This is a genomic window from Reichenbachiella sp. (genome assembly GCF_039944555.1).
GTDB lineage: Bacteria > Bacteroidota > Bacteroidia > Cytophagales > Cyclobacteriaceae > Reichenbachiella.
Map to the genome: position 1 here is coordinate 596818 of NZ_JBDUYN010000012.1, position 14195 is coordinate 611012.

General features: G+C 40.3%; 17 protein-coding genes. 11 read left to right on the forward strand and 6 right to left on the reverse strand.

Annotated elements, in window-relative coordinates; all coding sequences use genetic code 11:
* Position 1: 1 nt before the first annotated feature.
* Entirely contained in the window at positions 2-1039 is a 1038-nt protein-coding gene (locus ABJD64_RS20090; RefSeq protein WP_348180459.1) for a histidine kinase, read from the reverse strand.
* Between the two features lie 167 nt (positions 1040-1206).
* Here ABJD64_RS20090 and ABJD64_RS20095 point away from each other — a divergent pair, with 167 nt between their 5' ends.
* The 4 genes from ABJD64_RS20095 to ABJD64_RS20110 are packed head-to-tail and all read left to right on the forward strand — an operon-like array spanning position 1207 to position 3162.
* Positions 1207-1644 carry a DUF1761 domain-containing protein gene (locus ABJD64_RS20095; protein ID WP_348180458.1) on the forward strand — a complete coding sequence of 146 codons (438 nt, stop codon included), beginning with the start codon at positions 1207-1209 and terminating at the stop codon, positions 1642-1644.
* 21 nt (positions 1645-1665) lie between these two features.
* Positions 1666-2175: a hypothetical protein gene (locus ABJD64_RS20100; RefSeq protein WP_348180457.1), complete on the forward strand. Its 510-nt coding sequence runs from the start codon at positions 1666-1668 to the stop codon at positions 2173-2175.
* A gap of 6 nt (positions 2176-2181) precedes the next feature.
* Positions 2182-2754: a DUF5655 domain-containing protein gene (locus ABJD64_RS20105; RefSeq protein WP_348180456.1), complete on the forward strand. Its 573-nt coding sequence runs from the start codon at positions 2182-2184 to the stop codon at positions 2752-2754.
* 3 nt (positions 2755-2757) lie between these two features.
* Positions 2758-3162: a DUF1761 domain-containing protein gene (locus tag ABJD64_RS20110; RefSeq protein ID WP_348180455.1), complete on the forward strand. Its 405-nt coding sequence runs from the start codon at positions 2758-2760 to the stop codon at positions 3160-3162.
* A gap of 60 nt (positions 3163-3222) precedes the next feature.
* Here ABJD64_RS20110 and ABJD64_RS20115 read toward each other — a convergent pair whose 3' ends face one another.
* Positions 3223-4011 (reverse strand): class I SAM-dependent methyltransferase, encoded by a 789-nt coding sequence (locus ABJD64_RS20115; protein WP_348180454.1) that lies wholly within the window; start codon positions 4009-4011, stop codon positions 3223-3225.
* 67 nt (positions 4012-4078) lie between these two features.
* On the opposite strand from ABJD64_RS20115, the gene ABJD64_RS20120 reads away from it, so the two are divergent.
* A complete protein-coding gene (locus tag ABJD64_RS20120) occupies positions 4079-4504 on the forward strand; it encodes a lipocalin family protein (protein WP_348180453.1) in 426 nt (141 codons plus the stop codon).
* A gap of 6 nt (positions 4505-4510) precedes the next feature.
* Here the strand turns inward: ABJD64_RS20120 and ABJD64_RS20125 are convergent, their stop codons facing one another.
* Entirely contained in the window at positions 4511-4870 is a 360-nt protein-coding gene (locus ABJD64_RS20125; protein WP_348180452.1) for a VOC family protein, read from the reverse strand.
* Positions 4871-5035: 165 nt separating this feature from the next.
* On the opposite strand from ABJD64_RS20125, the gene ABJD64_RS20130 reads away from it, so the two are divergent.
* Positions 5036-6925, forward strand: coding sequence for a tetratricopeptide repeat protein (locus ABJD64_RS20130; RefSeq protein WP_348180451.1), 1890 nt, complete (start codon positions 5036-5038; stop codon positions 6923-6925).
* Positions 6926-7031: 106 nt separating this feature from the next.
* Here ABJD64_RS20130 and ABJD64_RS20135 read toward each other — a convergent pair whose 3' ends face one another.
* Positions 7032-7412 (reverse strand): hypothetical protein, encoded by a 381-nt coding sequence (locus ABJD64_RS20135; protein WP_348180450.1) that lies wholly within the window; start codon positions 7410-7412, stop codon positions 7032-7034.
* 241 nt (positions 7413-7653) lie between these two features.
* Between ABJD64_RS20135 and ABJD64_RS20140 the strand changes: the two genes are divergently transcribed.
* The 3 genes from ABJD64_RS20140 to ABJD64_RS20150 all read left to right on the forward strand — a co-directional run bounded on the left by ABJD64_RS20140 (position 7654) and on the right by ABJD64_RS20150 (position 10263).
* Positions 7654-8739, forward strand: coding sequence for a histidine kinase (locus ABJD64_RS20140; protein WP_348180449.1), 1086 nt, complete (start codon positions 7654-7656; stop codon positions 8737-8739).
* 1 nt (position 8740) lies between these two features.
* Positions 8741-9448, forward strand: coding sequence for a response regulator transcription factor (locus ABJD64_RS20145; RefSeq protein WP_348180448.1), 708 nt, complete (start codon positions 8741-8743; stop codon positions 9446-9448).
* A gap of 80 nt (positions 9449-9528) precedes the next feature.
* A complete protein-coding gene (locus ABJD64_RS20150) occupies positions 9529-10263 on the forward strand; it encodes a DUF6503 family protein (protein WP_348180447.1) in 735 nt (244 codons plus the stop codon).
* A 79-nt stretch (positions 10264-10342) separates the two neighbouring features.
* Here the strand turns inward: ABJD64_RS20150 and lipA are convergent, their stop codons facing one another.
* Positions 10343-11230 (reverse strand): lipoyl synthase, encoded by an 888-nt coding sequence (gene lipA, locus ABJD64_RS20155; RefSeq protein ID WP_348180446.1) that lies wholly within the window; start codon positions 11228-11230, stop codon positions 10343-10345.
* Positions 11231-11319: 89 nt separating this feature from the next.
* On the reverse strand, positions 11320-12060 hold the full coding sequence (locus ABJD64_RS20160; RefSeq protein WP_348180445.1) for a hypothetical protein: 741 nt from the start codon (positions 12058-12060) through the stop codon (positions 11320-11322).
* A 130-nt stretch (positions 12061-12190) separates the two neighbouring features.
* Between ABJD64_RS20160 and ABJD64_RS20165 the strand changes: the two genes are divergently transcribed.
* Together ABJD64_RS20165 and cysS are read left to right on the forward strand one after the other, a co-directional pair.
* Positions 12191-12598 carry an OsmC family protein gene (locus tag ABJD64_RS20165; protein ID WP_348180444.1) on the forward strand — a complete coding sequence of 136 codons (408 nt, stop codon included), beginning with the start codon at positions 12191-12193 and terminating at the stop codon, positions 12596-12598.
* Positions 12599-12651: 53 nt separating this feature from the next.
* Positions 12652-14142: a cysteine--tRNA ligase gene (gene cysS, locus ABJD64_RS20170; protein ID WP_348180443.1), complete on the forward strand. Its 1491-nt coding sequence runs from the start codon at positions 12652-12654 to the stop codon at positions 14140-14142.
* Positions 14143-14195: the final 53 nt, after the last annotated feature.

The window sequence follows — 14195 nt, forward strand, 5'->3', positions numbered from 1 at the left end:
GTCAGGCGTTAAGTTTGAGCAATGGAAGTGCGAGTCGAAACTGGTTGTCGGACTGAGTCACCTCAATCTTCTTATCCGCGATGAGAAGAAACCGTTCTTCTAGATTCTTAAGGCCTATTTTTGAAGAATGTGTTTTCTCAGATTTAGGGATCAAATGGTTAGCTATTTGGAGGTAATCTTCTTCAATACTCAGCTTCACAGTTAATGGTTTTTTTCTGGTTATTTCATTGTGTTTCACCACATTTTCGATGGCCATAAATACCGACAAAGGTGGAATCAGATAGCTATTGGGCTGATTAGATTCGAAAGTATTTTTTACCAGAAGCGCCTTTCCAAAGCGAAGCTGAAGCAAAGAAGTGTACTGATTCATAAAATCAATTTCATCGTTGAGCAGGACTAATTCCTGGTCCTTATAGCCCAAAATATAGCGATAGACCTCAGCCAGATTTTCGGTAAAAACTTTGGCCTTCTTCGAATCCAAATCAATCAGTTGTGATAAGTTATTGAGCGAATTGAACATGAAATGGGGATCGATTTGATTTTTAAGCGCTTCGAGTTCGGCTTGTACTTTGGCTCTTTCCAATCGTTCATTCTCTACCATGTCACCCTCCCGTTGTTTGATCAGAAAAACCGTTTCGTAAACGTGGGTAATGAAAATGACACAAACCACACACACTGCAGCAGTGATCTGAACCACTTTCCAATCGATAGGTAAGCGGACCATGGTATACCACAGGATCAAAACTGACATGACTAGTGGGGTCGTGTACAAAATGTTGGCGGCCAGCAGGGTCAGTGCCTTTTGCGCAGGGTGTATAAACCAGCTGAATTTGTCCTGGAGTTTGAAAAGCAAAAACCTATTGCCCTCCCAGATCATAGAAGCAAGACCGATGAAGTACAGATAGGACAACATTAAGAATATAACAGAGCGGTCCTGGTTGCTGATTAGCCCCGTTGCATTTGGGATGACAATCCCAAAAAATTGAGGGCCGATGATCCTGATGACCCTGTCTTCAATATCTGCACTAGTAATCTTCATATGTCAGTTATGACTTATTCCGCTTCAGTCGGCTTTTTTTCCGTTTCGGTTTTTCTAACCTCCACCGTGTCAAATTTAGGGATATATTTAATCAAGCGAATCAAGATCCTATCTGATAAGTTGACCATGGTTCGTAGCAATTGAAAATCAAAACTTGTAACCTGCTTATGAAAACACAAAAAATCAATCATGTAGCTGTTTGGGTTTTAGTGGCCATTATACAGGTCATTCCAATGCTATGGTACGATCAATTGTTTTTTGGTATCCGATGGATGGAGTTGAACAATTTCACCATTGATGATTTTGATGATTTCGGAACGTTCGGCTATGTGATTGCCATATTGAACGCCGCAGCATTTTGCTACTTTATGGCTTGGTTGTTTATTAGGCTTAAGGTAGAAACGGCCATTGAAGGGTTAAAGATTGCCTTCCTATTATGGTTTTGTTTGGTCTTTATGCAGGTGACCACCCAAAATTTTTTCACTCTCAGACCATTTGAACTTACCCTGATAGATGAGTTGCTGGTCTTGATAGAATATGAAATGGTCGGTGTGGTACTCGCGCTGCTCAGAAAGTATGAGAGTGTAGAAGCGAAATGGAATTAACATATAAAACGGAAAAGTCCTATGATAAAATATTTGCTACTTGTACTGCTTCTAAGCTCCACTTTGAGTTATGGGCAGACTTCAAAAGAAACTGCCTATAAGGCACTGGAAAACCTTGTTGGTGGTACATGGCTCTATGAAGGCCAGTGGGGAAATGGACAAAAATTCAAACAAGAGCACATCTTTGAATGGGGTCTGAATAGACAGATTATGAAGGTGAAAACTTATGGTACTGTAAATCAGGAAACTGGAGAATATGGTTTGCGCAATGAAGGCATCCGTGCCTGGGATACCAAGACCGAAACTGTGAAATTTTATGAATTCGATGTTTTGGGAGGTGCAACTATCGGAGATTGTGTGTTTGAAAAGGATCGATTTCATTATGAATACCTATATGAGATAGAGGGCAGGCAACAGCTGATGCGGGACACGTGGAAATTTGTGGATAAGGACACTTATCTCTTTTCTGTCAATCTGAAATCAGGAGATGAATGGAAGGTTTTTTCTAGTAATGAAATAAAAAGACAATAAGATCTCATGAAGACCAATGAAGAATATGAAAAGGAGTTTATAGATACGGCCAAAGAAAAAACAGGTCATACTGTAGAAGAGTGGATGGCTATTCTAAAATCTGAGAATCCTTCGAAAATGAAACAAGCCCTGGACTGGCTTAAGTCAGAAAAGGAAATTGGGCATATGCACGCCACTTTTATAGCCGCTATCTACTTGAATAATGGGCTTCCGGTTTATGATTCTAAGGTATTGTTTGAGTCACATTTTCAAGACAATGAAGACAAACGGCCGATCTATCATAAAATCGAATCCCTGGCACTGGCTGAATTCCATAACATGCAAATTGTACCAACCAAGGGATATATTTCCTTCCGCAACGATAAAGAGTTTGCGGTAGTCAAAGTCAATAAAAAGCAATTGCGTGTCGGGCTTGATTTGGCAGATAGGCCTTTTGATAATTACGTGCAAAAAGCAAAAAATCTGGGTACTATGCCACGCATTTCGCATATGGTAGAAGTTTATGAAGAAAGTGAAGTGAATGATAAACTAAAGGCCAAAATGATTGAAGCAAATCAAATTGTTAACCAAAAAAAATAAAACATGGAATTACCATCAATAAACTATCTGGCGGTACTGGTAGCCGCATTATCTACATTTCTAATCGGTGGTCTTTGGTATTCGCCGGTTTTGTTCGGTAAGATTTGGCAACAAGATGTAGGCCTGTCTGATGAAGAACTCAAAAAAGGTAATCCGGCAAAGATATTTGGCGGAGCCTTCGTCCTTGGACTGATCATGTCTTTTAATCTGGCGGCCTTTTTGGGAAGTGAGCCGGATTTGATGTGGGGTATCGTTGCCGGACTATTAGCAGGGGCCGGGTGGATTGCAGCCGCTATGGGAGTCACTTATCTCTTCGAGCGCCGGTCCATGCGATTCTTTCTGATCAATGCCGGATATCATGTGGTTTCATTTGTAGTTATGGGAGCTATTCTGGGAGTTTGGAAGTAAAAATGGTGTATTTCTTTGTTGGGTAAGCGACTAAATGAACATTTAGAGTGGAAGGGAGATTTATTTTTTTTGCGCAATGACAAAGAGATAATCGCCTGATTCATATTCATCGCTGTCCATTACTTCTTTGATTTTATCAGATTCAATATCAAGTGCCAACTGAGCTAAACCTGCATTGATTTCTTCAGCATTAGATAAGTCAGAAAAGGAAGAGATGCCCTGCCTTACCTGGGCATCAAGATACAGATGAGGTCGATGTTTTCCACTGTAGAGAAATAAGTCCGTCAGCTCAGCTGTGACAAAATATTTTTCTGTCTCTGTGATTTGGAAGCCAGATTGATGGAGTGCTGAAGTGACGAGTTCCAGGCTTGGCATCTGATCCATGGAATCTTGAAGCATTTTCGGAAAATAGGTATTGAGCCAGTATCCTTTCATTTGATCAGGCGTGGAGGTGAAAAGTATCAATTGGCCTGTGGGTTTAAGAATACGATTCAGTTCGTTGAAAGCCAATTCCAGGTTTTGCCAGTGGTGAATGGTTAGACTACCGATAATACCGTCCATGCTTTCTGAGCTCAGTCCAGTATGCTCAGCTCTAGCCTGCATCCATTTACCCTTGGGATTTTTGTCTCTGGCAGCGGAAAGCATTTGATCGGAGGGATCTATGCCTATAAAGTCAAGACCCTTATTCATGAAGATGGACGTATAGTTACCCGTTCCACAGCCTATGTCTAAAAACCGCTGACCAGGTTGCGGGGCAAGATAATGAAGCATTCTTGATGCTAGATAAGTGTCGGCCTGACGTGTTGCATTGTAACCCAGACCAATTTTGTCATATTTCGTTTCTCTCATAGCCAAAAATTGTTTCGTCTCATTAACTTGCGTCAAGTTTACTCTTTCAAATCAAAAATCCAAAGCTATGAATTCGATCGAATCAACCCTTAAATCTTTTACCTGGGCATTAGTCGTTGTTGCGCTTACATTTACTTCATGTAGTGATGACGAGGATCCGGTCATCGACAAGGCCAACCTCACCGGGAGCACCTGGATATATGATCATGCCGATGCGGGCGACCAAATTGCCTCTGCTATTGTTGACGCATTTTTGGCTGGAACGGAGTATACCTTTAGTACTGACAATACCTATAGCAGTGTTCAGCTTGGATTTGAGAGCGAAGGGACATGGGAATATGGTGAGTCCACGATTACCTTAAATCCCGGAGAGACCCTGGAAGAGGTTTGGGAGGTAACAGAACTATCCGCCAATACACTAGTGTATATATCCACTACCATTGACAGCGAAACTAACGATGAGTCTAAAATAACCTACATCTATAAAAGATAATATGTCTTAAAGTTTGAAATCTGGATTATAAATCAACCCAATTATATTTCCCCAGGGGTCTTTGATGGAAGCTACGACAAGCGCCCCTCCTACGTTAGTGGGCTTTTCGTGCATAGTCGCACCCAGTTCCAAAAACCTGTTGAATTCTCCTTCGATATCCTCCACACCCCAGTAGTTGATTACACTTTCTGCCTTGTTGGTTGTAGGCTCTTCTTCAGGCTGGAGGCCAAGTTCATACCCTGCGATATTGAACCCCACATAAAAAGCTTTATCAAAATAGGGTTTTGATTGAAACGCGTCTGAATACCACTTCTTGGCAGTGTTAATATCCCCAACTTTATAAATTGTAGTTCGTAATCCGAGCATAGCAGATTTTGATGGTAATACATTAAAAATAGTAATAGATGTCAAATTGAAAATGAAAAACAGTAACTTTTTCGATTTCAATCAGTTGAGTCAATAGCCAATTAAATATTTAAAGACTTCTAGATAGTGCTCACTCAAGATATAACTCGCCAACTTTCGGTAATCATGTTCTCCGACATCGTGGATTATACTGCAATGATGCAGGATGATGAGATCAATACCATGATGACACGCGACAAATACAGAGAAGCTATCAAGAAGCTCACCACAAATTATGATGGCCGCATCTTGCAACACTATGGTGATGGCACACTGACAACCTTCAAAAGTTCGGTTTCTGCAGTTCAATGCGCCATGCAACTTCAGGAAGAAATGCAAAGAGACCCGAATGTTCCAATCCGCATAGGAATTCACTCTGGCGACGTTGTTTTTGAAGATGGTGGCATATTCGGCGACGGGGTGAATGTAGCCTCAAGGATAGAGTCTTTGGGTGTTCCGGGTAGCATATTGGTATCAGAAAAGCTATTTGATGATATTAAAAATCAACCCTTCATTCAAGTGCAATCTCTGGGTGAGTTTGATCTGAAAAATGTAATCAGACCGATGGAAGTATTCGCTATTACCAATAAAGGAATTAAGATTCCCTCCCGGTCGGAAATGAAAGGCAAGCTCAAGGAACGAATCAAAAGCATTGCTGTACTGCCGTTTGTCAATATGAGTAATGAATTTGATAATGACTATTTCAGTGACGGCATAACCGAAGAGATTATCAACGCGCTGGTGAAAGTAGATGGTCTCAGAGTGACTTCAAGAACCTCTTCGTTTGCCTTCAAAAACAAACATGAAGATCTGAGAATTATTGGAAAACAACTCGGTGTCAACTCCATTTTGGAAGGCAGTGTTAGAAAAGCCGGAGACAGGATTAGAATTACGGCACAGTTGATCAGTATCAGTGATGGCTACCATATATGGGCTGAGAATTTTGATGGTACCATGGATGATATCTTTCGGGTGCAAGATGAAATCTCCTTAAAAATAGCCAACAGCCTTCGTGAAAAACTGAGTATGGGAGAGCAGCAAAAAAAGCTTGTTTCGCCTACCGAAAATGTTGAAGCATATAACACATATCTCCTGGGACTGTTTTATCAAAACAAATGGACGCCTGCCAATTTTGAGAAGGCCGTTGACTTATATAGACAAGTCATTGAACTCGAACCTGAGTTTTCATTACCATATGAAGGCCTAGGGTTTTGCTATACTATGTTGGGCAATACAGGTCACATGGATACTGATATTGCGTACAAAAAAGCTGAGGAAATGGCTCAAAAGGGCCTGGAGTTAAATAATGAAAGCATTGATTCCTATTTGACTTTGGTTTCGCTGAAGTTTTTTCATCAATGGGAATTTGAAGAAGGGTATCAACTGCTATTGAGAGCCTTGAAGATTAATTCCAATGCTCCAGTGGCTCATGTATTACTTTCATTGTACCATTTAATCCGGAAGGACTTTGATCAGGCTAAGGCTGCAATAGAAAGAGCGCTAATCAGCGATCCATTATCAGTTCATACCATGCGTACCAAAGCAGATGTATTTTATATGGCTAGAGAATATCAGGAAGCTATTCACATTTATGATCAGGCACTCAAAATTAATCCGCAGTTTCAAGCTGCAGTGGAGTTCAAAGGCTGGGCACATTTGCAGTTAGGAGCATATGATGAAGCGATAGCCATCTTTGAAAATCAAAGCGAGACCACATTCGCTATGATTACCGATACGCAGTTGGGATATGCCTATGCCTTGAAAGGTAACCTCGATCAAGCCCGTATTCATCTGGAAAACCTTAAATCTCATAAAGGAGTTAAAAAATCACTGAATTATGACTTCGCTACATTATATACAGGACTAGGTGAATACGAAGCGGCAATTAAATACTTAGCTAAATGTGTAGATGAAAAAAATGGCCAGTGCATTATGATGGGATTGAGCCCAATTTGGGAACCACTTCATCGTCATGGTGAATTTAAAGATTTGTTGGCAAGAGTTGGTGTTGAATAAAAAAAAGCCTGATGAAGTAATACATCAGGCCTGACACTTTCTGCATCTGCATATTCAACGGTTTGCTCAAATCACGGAAAGTGTTACTACCGAACTAATCAAAAACCTATCTTTTTCGACGTTGTTTCATTTTTTCCCAGCGCTCTTTTTGTATTAAAACATAGGATTCAAACTGTTTCTTGGATAGCAGCCCTCGCATTTCTTCATCTTTGGCATTTTTCAATTCTCCTGCTTCTTTTCGCTTACTTTCCCGACTTCCGGAAGAATTTTTTAATGCTTTCAATTTATCAGCATACTTCAGTACGATTTCAGCGTATGGCTCTTTTTGCTCTTCTGATAACTCAAGCTTGATCTGATCATTTTTTATCAATTCCATCAGACGCTCTTCGCTAGGTTTAGAAGAGGAATCTGGCTGAGCTTTCACGATGGCTGTAGCACTACCCATGAGCAAGAGCGACAGACCCAAAATTCTAATTATTATTTTCATATTACACTGTTGTATTTGTTTTCATTTTTCAAATTTCACAAAGCGGGAAGACGAACTCAAATGTTTTCAACAGGCAGCTTACTATTATCTACGAACAATGGTTTTAATACCATAAGCCCGGTTTTTATCTATTTGTTTAAGTTGATGCTCCATTGATTGAGATTAAAGCATTGGTTGTTGAAAAAATTGAAATGCAGACAACCACTAGCCTAATATTGCATTAAACTACTTTAAACCTTCGATGAAAAATTTTAAACCTGCACTTATTCATTTTTTGGTTTGGGTAGGCTATTTTAATTTGATAGCCTGGTCATTTTCCTCATTTGAAGACTGGCAAGAATCAATGGTGCGAGCGCTTGTTGTGGTATCCATCCATTCTTTTCTGTTTTACCTCAATGCCAATTTTCTAATGCCCAAATTCCTCGATAGAAGAAAGGTGGTTTCCTATGCCGTGTTGTTGATTGCTTCGTTAGGCCTGGTATTGGCACTTTTAGTGGGCCCTCTCAAGTCAGTCATGCCAGAACGGGACTCTAGACTTACTCAGCGAATGGATGAAATGAGAAAAAATAACTTTCCTAAAGAAGCAAAAACACGCGACCGCCGCAAGGGAAGAAAAAGGATTATGGATCCAAGAGCTGTAGGTATGTTGATATCCTCTGCAGCAGTTCTGTTTGTGAGTTCAGTTTATTTTAATATCAAAACTAAAAAAAGTAAAGATGAGGAGCTGCTTCAGATGAAAAATCAATCATTGGAGGCAGAAAAGAAGTTCCTAAAATCTCAAATCAATCCGCATTTTTTATTCAATACGCTCAACAACTTATACTCCTTGGCCACAGTAAAATCGGACAAGACCGCTGATGCGATCCAGCGACTGTCAGAAATCCTGAGGTATTCCATTTATGACTCCGAAAGTAAGCTGGTTACTCTCCAAAAGGAGTTGGAATACATTGGTCATTACATTCAACTACAATCATTGAAAGACGAAGATTTTGACTCCAAGATTTCATTAAAGTCTGAAAAGGTTAGTGAGCAATTACAGATACCGCCAATGGTTTTACTCCCATTTATCGAAAACGCATTTAAACATGGCAACTTAGCCACGTCCGATGAAGCATATCTTTCGATTGAAATTAAAACGAAAGATGAAAACCTGCATTTCACATGCAAAAATACCATCGCAGAAATCTCACAGGCAAAAGATAAAACGGGTGGCATTGGATTAAAGAATGTCAGAAGGCGACTTGAACTGTTTTATGGAGACAATTTTGATTTGGATATCCAGAAAGGTTCGGATACCTTCCTGATAAGTTTAGTATTGAAAGCGTAGTATGAGTTATACCTGCTTGATCATCGACGACGAACAACCGGCAAGAGAGTTGCTGAAAAGATATGTAGAGAAGGTGCCACACTTGAATCTGGTCAAAGCCTGTAAAAGCGCGCTTGAAGGTATTGAACTTATTAACAGCCAATCAATAGATCTGATCTTCTTGGACATTCAAATGCCAGACCTTACGGGTATTGAGATGCTCAAGAGCATACGCAGCCAACCCATCACCATTTTTACCACGGCTTACCAGGAATTTGCACTGGAAGGCTATCAACTAGATGTGGTTGATTATCTTTTGAAGCCATTTCCATTTAATCGCTTTGTTCAGGCAGTAAACAAGGCCTGCGAATTGCTTGAAATGAGGGAAGGTAAGGAAATTGAAAGGCCGAATACCAAGAAATCAGACACTCTAATTATCAAGGCAGAACATAAACTATACAAGGTGGCAACTATCGATATCAAATATATAGAAGGGCTAAGAGAATACGTGACCTATCACCTGGTCGATAGAAAAATAATTTCTCTTCAAGCGCTAAAGGACATAGAACTCAATCTAAAAAGTATCGGATTTATTCGAGTGCACAAATCTTTTATTGTCAATAAAAGATGGGTAGAGGTAATGGATGGAAATCGATTAAAGATTGGCGACAAAAACGTACCGGTAGGTGCCGCTTATAAAGAACAGGTACTAACGGGAATTTTTGACTAGGGAAAACGGTTGTGGGTTCGGTTATGAGAGCAAACTATAAACCTATATTCTCGTATCCCTGTCTAAACGCGAATTATTTTATGAAAAACTTCCTTAGTTTCCTCCTTGCTATCGTGCTGCTCTTTGGGTGCACACCAAATAAAGACCCACAAAAGATAATAAACCTGGCCATTGCCAAGCATGGCGGTCAGCTTTTCGAAGGACGTACAGTGACCTTTGATTTCAGAGACAAACATTATCTCGTTCAACGTAAGCAAGAAGGATACACTTACATTCGGTCTTTTGAAGACGATAGCCTCGGTCAGGTAAAGGATGTTTTGATCAATAGCACCGATCTGGAGCGATATGTCAATGATACGCTGTTGAACATCGATGATGAATGGAAATTCAAGTATGCCAACTCAGTGAATTCAGTTTTGTACTTCTTTCAATTACCCTACGGTTTGAATGATGCCGCCGTACGAAAAAAATATCTGGGCCAAAAAGTGATCAACGATCGGCTTTACGAAAAGATACAAGTCACATTTGGTCAAGAAAATGGCGGTAAAGACTTTGAAGACGTCTTCGTTTACTGGATAAATGCCAAGACCAGCACACTCGACTATCTGGCGTATTCCTATCTTACTGATGGCGGTGGTATTCGTTTTCGCCAGGCCGTCAACAGACGCAACATCAAGGGGATGACTTTTCAGGATTACATCAACTTCAAACCACAAGATGAAAGCGTTGCCGTTGAGTCATTGGATCAGGCCTTTATCGATGCCTCACTCATCGAGCTCTCTCAGATAATGAATGAAAACATTGAGATAAATTAAGCAGGGGTTTAAGTAATAAATGACTCAATGATCTAATGAGTTATTAGCTCATTATTTAATTATATCATTGAGTCATTGCTTATATAGGTACATTCACATGACGTTCTGCATGGTAGGAAGATCTTACTAAAGGCCCCGATTCAACATACTTCAGTCCCCGTTTCAATCCTTCCTCTTTGTATTTCTCAAATTGATCAGGGTGAATGAATTCCGCCACTTCGATATGCATTTTGGTTGGTTGAAGATATTGGCCAAGAGTTAAAATATCAAGACCATTCTCCACTAAATCATCGATGGCTTTATGGACTTCATCTACGGTTTCTCCAAGTCCAAGCATAATCCCTGACTTAGTTCTTTGACCATAGGCTTTAGTCAGTTTGATTTGCTCAAGACTTCTTGCATATCTGGCTTGTGGGCGAACTCTTCGATATAGACTCTCCACCGTTTCCATATTGTGAGACACTACTTCTTGGCCCCCATCTATCATTCGATAAAGTGCCTCCCATTTTCCCTTTACATCAGGGATCAATATCTCAATGGTAGTATCAGGAGAGGCCTTTTTGGTTTCAACCACGGTTTGGTACCAGATCTCAGCTCCACGGTCTTTGAGCTCATCTCGATTCACGGACGTAATAACTGCATGCTTTACACCCATGGTTTTGATCGCATCGGCCACACGTTTGGGCTCATCAGTATCATATTCTGGGGGACGACCAGTGGCTACGGCACAAAAAGTACAACTTCTGGTACATACATTACCCAAAATCATGAAGGTGGCAGTACCGGCTCCCCAGCATTCACCCATGTTAGGGCAATTGCCGCTTTCACAAATCGTATGCAATTTGTTTTCATCTACGATCTTACGCACATTGGCATAGCTCTGCCCCACAGGCAACTTCACGCGGAGCCAATCTGGCTTGGTGCGTTTTCTGGCCTGCTTTCCGTCGATTACTGGTAACTCTATCATGAAAATTGAAATTTGTGCAAAGAAACAAACAAGTAGACTAACTTGAATAGTTTACGAATGGTTTTTTAAAAAGGTGAGGGGCTAGGCTTTTATTTTCGGTGTCCGTAAAACAAAGTAATAAATGCCGACAAGAACATAGATCGATCGTCTTCTACAGGCATAAGTTCTATTTTTCCAGCGTAGGCCTCATACATGGTACCAATTTCAAAGCCAGTAACATTGCTTTTGAATGCACCCATTTCGAAAGTAAGTGAAGCCTTCATGTTGACGCCAACTTTTAGGGATGATTGGCCTAAGCCCTGAAATAGGTGACCAGTACCGGAAATGGACTGATAGGAATATAATGTTGGTGTTTTTCCTGCTCCGACTGTCTTAGGGTCGTAGCCAAATGGCACTGCTGCACCTCCATCTCCCACTTTTACATAATAGGGGGCCACTACACCAATCGTAGGGCCGGCAGCAAGAGATGCATTGATTTGTACGCCTTGCTGAGGTGCTTTTTTGAAAAGAATGAAATCTCGTCCGTACTGACCACGAATCGCATAAAGGTAATTTGATTTTCCATATATAAATGGATTTCCTGCTGCTGAGTTTCGCCTGTGTTCCTTGGGATGTTTTACATTCATCAGTTCGAATCCGATAGTTCTGAACTGGGTCTCACTGATCGCACTGGAAAATTTCATTACAAATCCACCTATCAAACCACCGTTTGTATTCTTGTTAATACCCCAAATAAACTCTTTGGTGTAATCATATTGGCCAGAGGATTGACCAAATCCTTCGGTTGCAAAAAAGGCAAATAATGATATGAGTGTTAACTTCTTCAGCATATTTCATTAAATCTAACAACTTCACTTACTTATTACATTATCCAAACGAAATAAAATTCTGATAACTTTTGATTTCAAGTGTAGGTGCTTAAGCTTTGCAAAATAACGTTTTTTCAAAATCTAAAGTTTAATGGGCACCTTAAAAAATGAATATCTTGGCAATCTGCGGACCGAAGGCCTACATATTCCATCAGGAAATAAAATCATTACTGACGCACCTGTAGATAACATGGGCAAGGGTGAAGCATTCTCACCTACTGATCTTATGTCATTTTCATTAAGTGCCTGCATGATGACTATTATGGGTCAGGTCGCAGATCGTGAAAAAATCACGATGAATGGCCTAACCACCGATATTACCAAAATAATGTCTGCAAGTCCAAGAAAAGTTTCGGAAATTCATGTCAATTTTAATTGGCCAAAGCTAGAATTGACAGATCGCCAAAAGACTATGCTTATCAATGCAGCCAAGACTTGTCCCGTTGCTCTAAGTATTCATCCGGATATCAAATTAGAAGTAACTTTTAATCTGAATTGACCCACTTTTTGTAACTAGCACCGTATAACACCTTTTCATAAATCAATCAATTAATGCTCAAGGACCTACGCATCAACAATTCACTGACCGGAAAGAAGGAATTATTTGAACCTATTCATGCACCCCATGTCGGCATGTATGTCTGCGGTCCTACAGTTTACAGTGATGTCCATCTTGGAAATGTCCGCACATTTTTGAGTTTTGATGTGATCTTTAGGTATTTGATGAATTTGGGCTACAAAGTCAGATATGTTCGGAATATAACGGATGTCGGTCATTTGGTTAATGACGAGGATGCCGGGGAAGATAAAATTGCGAAAAAGGCTAAGTTGGAAAATTTGGAACCTATGGAAGTGGTACAGCGATATACGCAGGATTTCCATCAGGTCATGACAATGTTCAATACACTTCCACCAAGTATTGAACCTTCGGCCACGGGCCATATTCTTGAGCAAATAGAAATGATTGAGTTGCTTATTGAAAAAGGGTTAGCATATGAAGTCGATGGTTCGGTTTATTTTGATGTCAATGCCTATCAAAAAGACCATGACTATGGAAAACTCTCCGGAAGAAAAATAGAAGAATTGCTGTCTAATACACGTGACCTGGATGGGCAAGACGAAAAAAGGAATGCGGTAGACTTTGCCTTATGGAAAAATGCCTCACCAGAGCATATCATGCGCTGGAATTCACCTTGGGGAGCAGGATTTCCGGGCTGGCATCTTGAATGCACGGTTATGGGCAAAAAATACCTAGGTCAAACTTTTGATATTCATGGCGGAGGAATGGATCTCAAGTTTCCACATCATGAATGTGAATTGGCCCAATCTGTAGGTGCACATGGAACGGATCCGGTTAAATATTGGATACATACCAACATGTTGACAGTAAATGGTCAGAAAATGAGTAAGTCATTAGGCAATTCTTTTCTGCCAAGAGAATTGTTTACTGGTGACCACCCATTGCTTGATAAGCCCTACAGTCCTATGACTACTAAATTCTTCATGCTTCAATCTCATTATGCGAGTACACTTGATTTTTCTAATGAAGCATTAAGTGCAGCGCAAAAGGGTTATCGCAAGTTGATGAATGGCTTGAAAACTTTGAGGGGATTGACCATAGACGGGCTTGCAGGTGCAGAGCAAAATGAAAAGGCAATCCAGCAAATCAATAGTCTTTGCGATAATTGCTATCGGGCTATGAATGATGATTTCAATACTGCTTTAACTATTGGGCATCTGTTTAACCTGCTTAAGAAAATCAATTCAATTCATACAGGAGCACTATCCATCGCTGAAATTGGAGCTGATACTTTCAATAGAATGAAGGCTACTTTTGAAACTTTTGTATTGAATGTACTTGCCTTGAAGGAAGAAAACCATGTCGAATTTGATGGATTGATTAGTGTTTTGCTCAATATTTATAAAGAAGCCAAAGAGGCAAAAGACTACCACAAGGTAGACGAGATCCGAAATAGCCTTAAATCACAAGGGATCGTCCTGAAAGACATGAAAACCGGCATTGATTGGGCTTACGAGGAGTAGCCATCCTTTATTCTTTTCCAAAGTTCTAAAACTTTGGAAAAGATGGTCACTAT

Bases quoted from the DNA above. Each gene is read 5' to 3' on its own strand.
- ABJD64_RS20150 (WP_348180447.1), top strand. From the start codon at position 9,529: ATGAAAAACTTCCTTAGTTTCCTCCTTGCTATCGTGCTGCTCTTTGGG.
- ABJD64_RS20100 (WP_348180457.1), top strand. From the start codon at position 1,666: ATGATAAAATATTTGCTACTTGTACTGCTTCTAAGCTCCACTTTGAGT.
- ABJD64_RS20160 (WP_348180445.1), bottom strand. From the start codon at position 12,060: ATGCTGAAGAAGTTAACACTCATATCATTATTTGCCTTTTTTGCAACC.
- lipA (WP_348180446.1), bottom strand. From the start codon at position 11,230: ATGATAGAGTTACCAGTAATCGACGGAAAGCAGGCCAGAAAACGCACC.
- ABJD64_RS20135 (WP_348180450.1), bottom strand. From the start codon at position 7,412: ATGAAAATAATAATTAGAATTTTGGGTCTGTCGCTCTTGCTCATGGGT.
- ABJD64_RS20120 (WP_348180453.1), top strand. From the start codon at position 4,079: ATGAATTCGATCGAATCAACCCTTAAATCTTTTACCTGGGCATTAGTC.
- cysS (WP_348180443.1), top strand. From the start codon at position 12,652: ATGCTCAAGGACCTACGCATCAACAATTCACTGACCGGAAAGAAGGAA.
- ABJD64_RS20130 (WP_348180451.1), top strand. From the start codon at position 5,036: ATGTTCTCCGACATCGTGGATTATACTGCAATGATGCAGGATGATGAG.
- ABJD64_RS20125 (WP_348180452.1), bottom strand. From the start codon at position 4,870: ATGCTCGGATTACGAACTACAATTTATAAAGTTGGGGATATTAACACT.
- ABJD64_RS20115 (WP_348180454.1), bottom strand. From the start codon at position 4,011: ATGAGAGAAACGAAATATGACAAAATTGGTCTGGGTTACAATGCAACA.
- ABJD64_RS20095 (WP_348180458.1), top strand. From the start codon at position 1,207: ATGAAAACACAAAAAATCAATCATGTAGCTGTTTGGGTTTTAGTGGCC.
- ABJD64_RS20165 (WP_348180444.1), top strand. From the start codon at position 12,191: ATGGGCACCTTAAAAAATGAATATCTTGGCAATCTGCGGACCGAAGGC.
- ABJD64_RS20145 (WP_348180448.1), top strand. From the start codon at position 8,741: ATGAGTTATACCTGCTTGATCATCGACGACGAACAACCGGCAAGAGAG.
- ABJD64_RS20140 (WP_348180449.1), top strand. From the start codon at position 7,654: ATGAAAAATTTTAAACCTGCACTTATTCATTTTTTGGTTTGGGTAGGC.
- ABJD64_RS20105 (WP_348180456.1), top strand. From the start codon at position 2,182: ATGAAGACCAATGAAGAATATGAAAAGGAGTTTATAGATACGGCCAAA.
- ABJD64_RS20110 (WP_348180455.1), top strand. From the start codon at position 2,758: ATGGAATTACCATCAATAAACTATCTGGCGGTACTGGTAGCCGCATTA.
- ABJD64_RS20090 (WP_348180459.1), bottom strand. From the start codon at position 1,039: ATGAAGATTACTAGTGCAGATATTGAAGACAGGGTCATCAGGATCATC.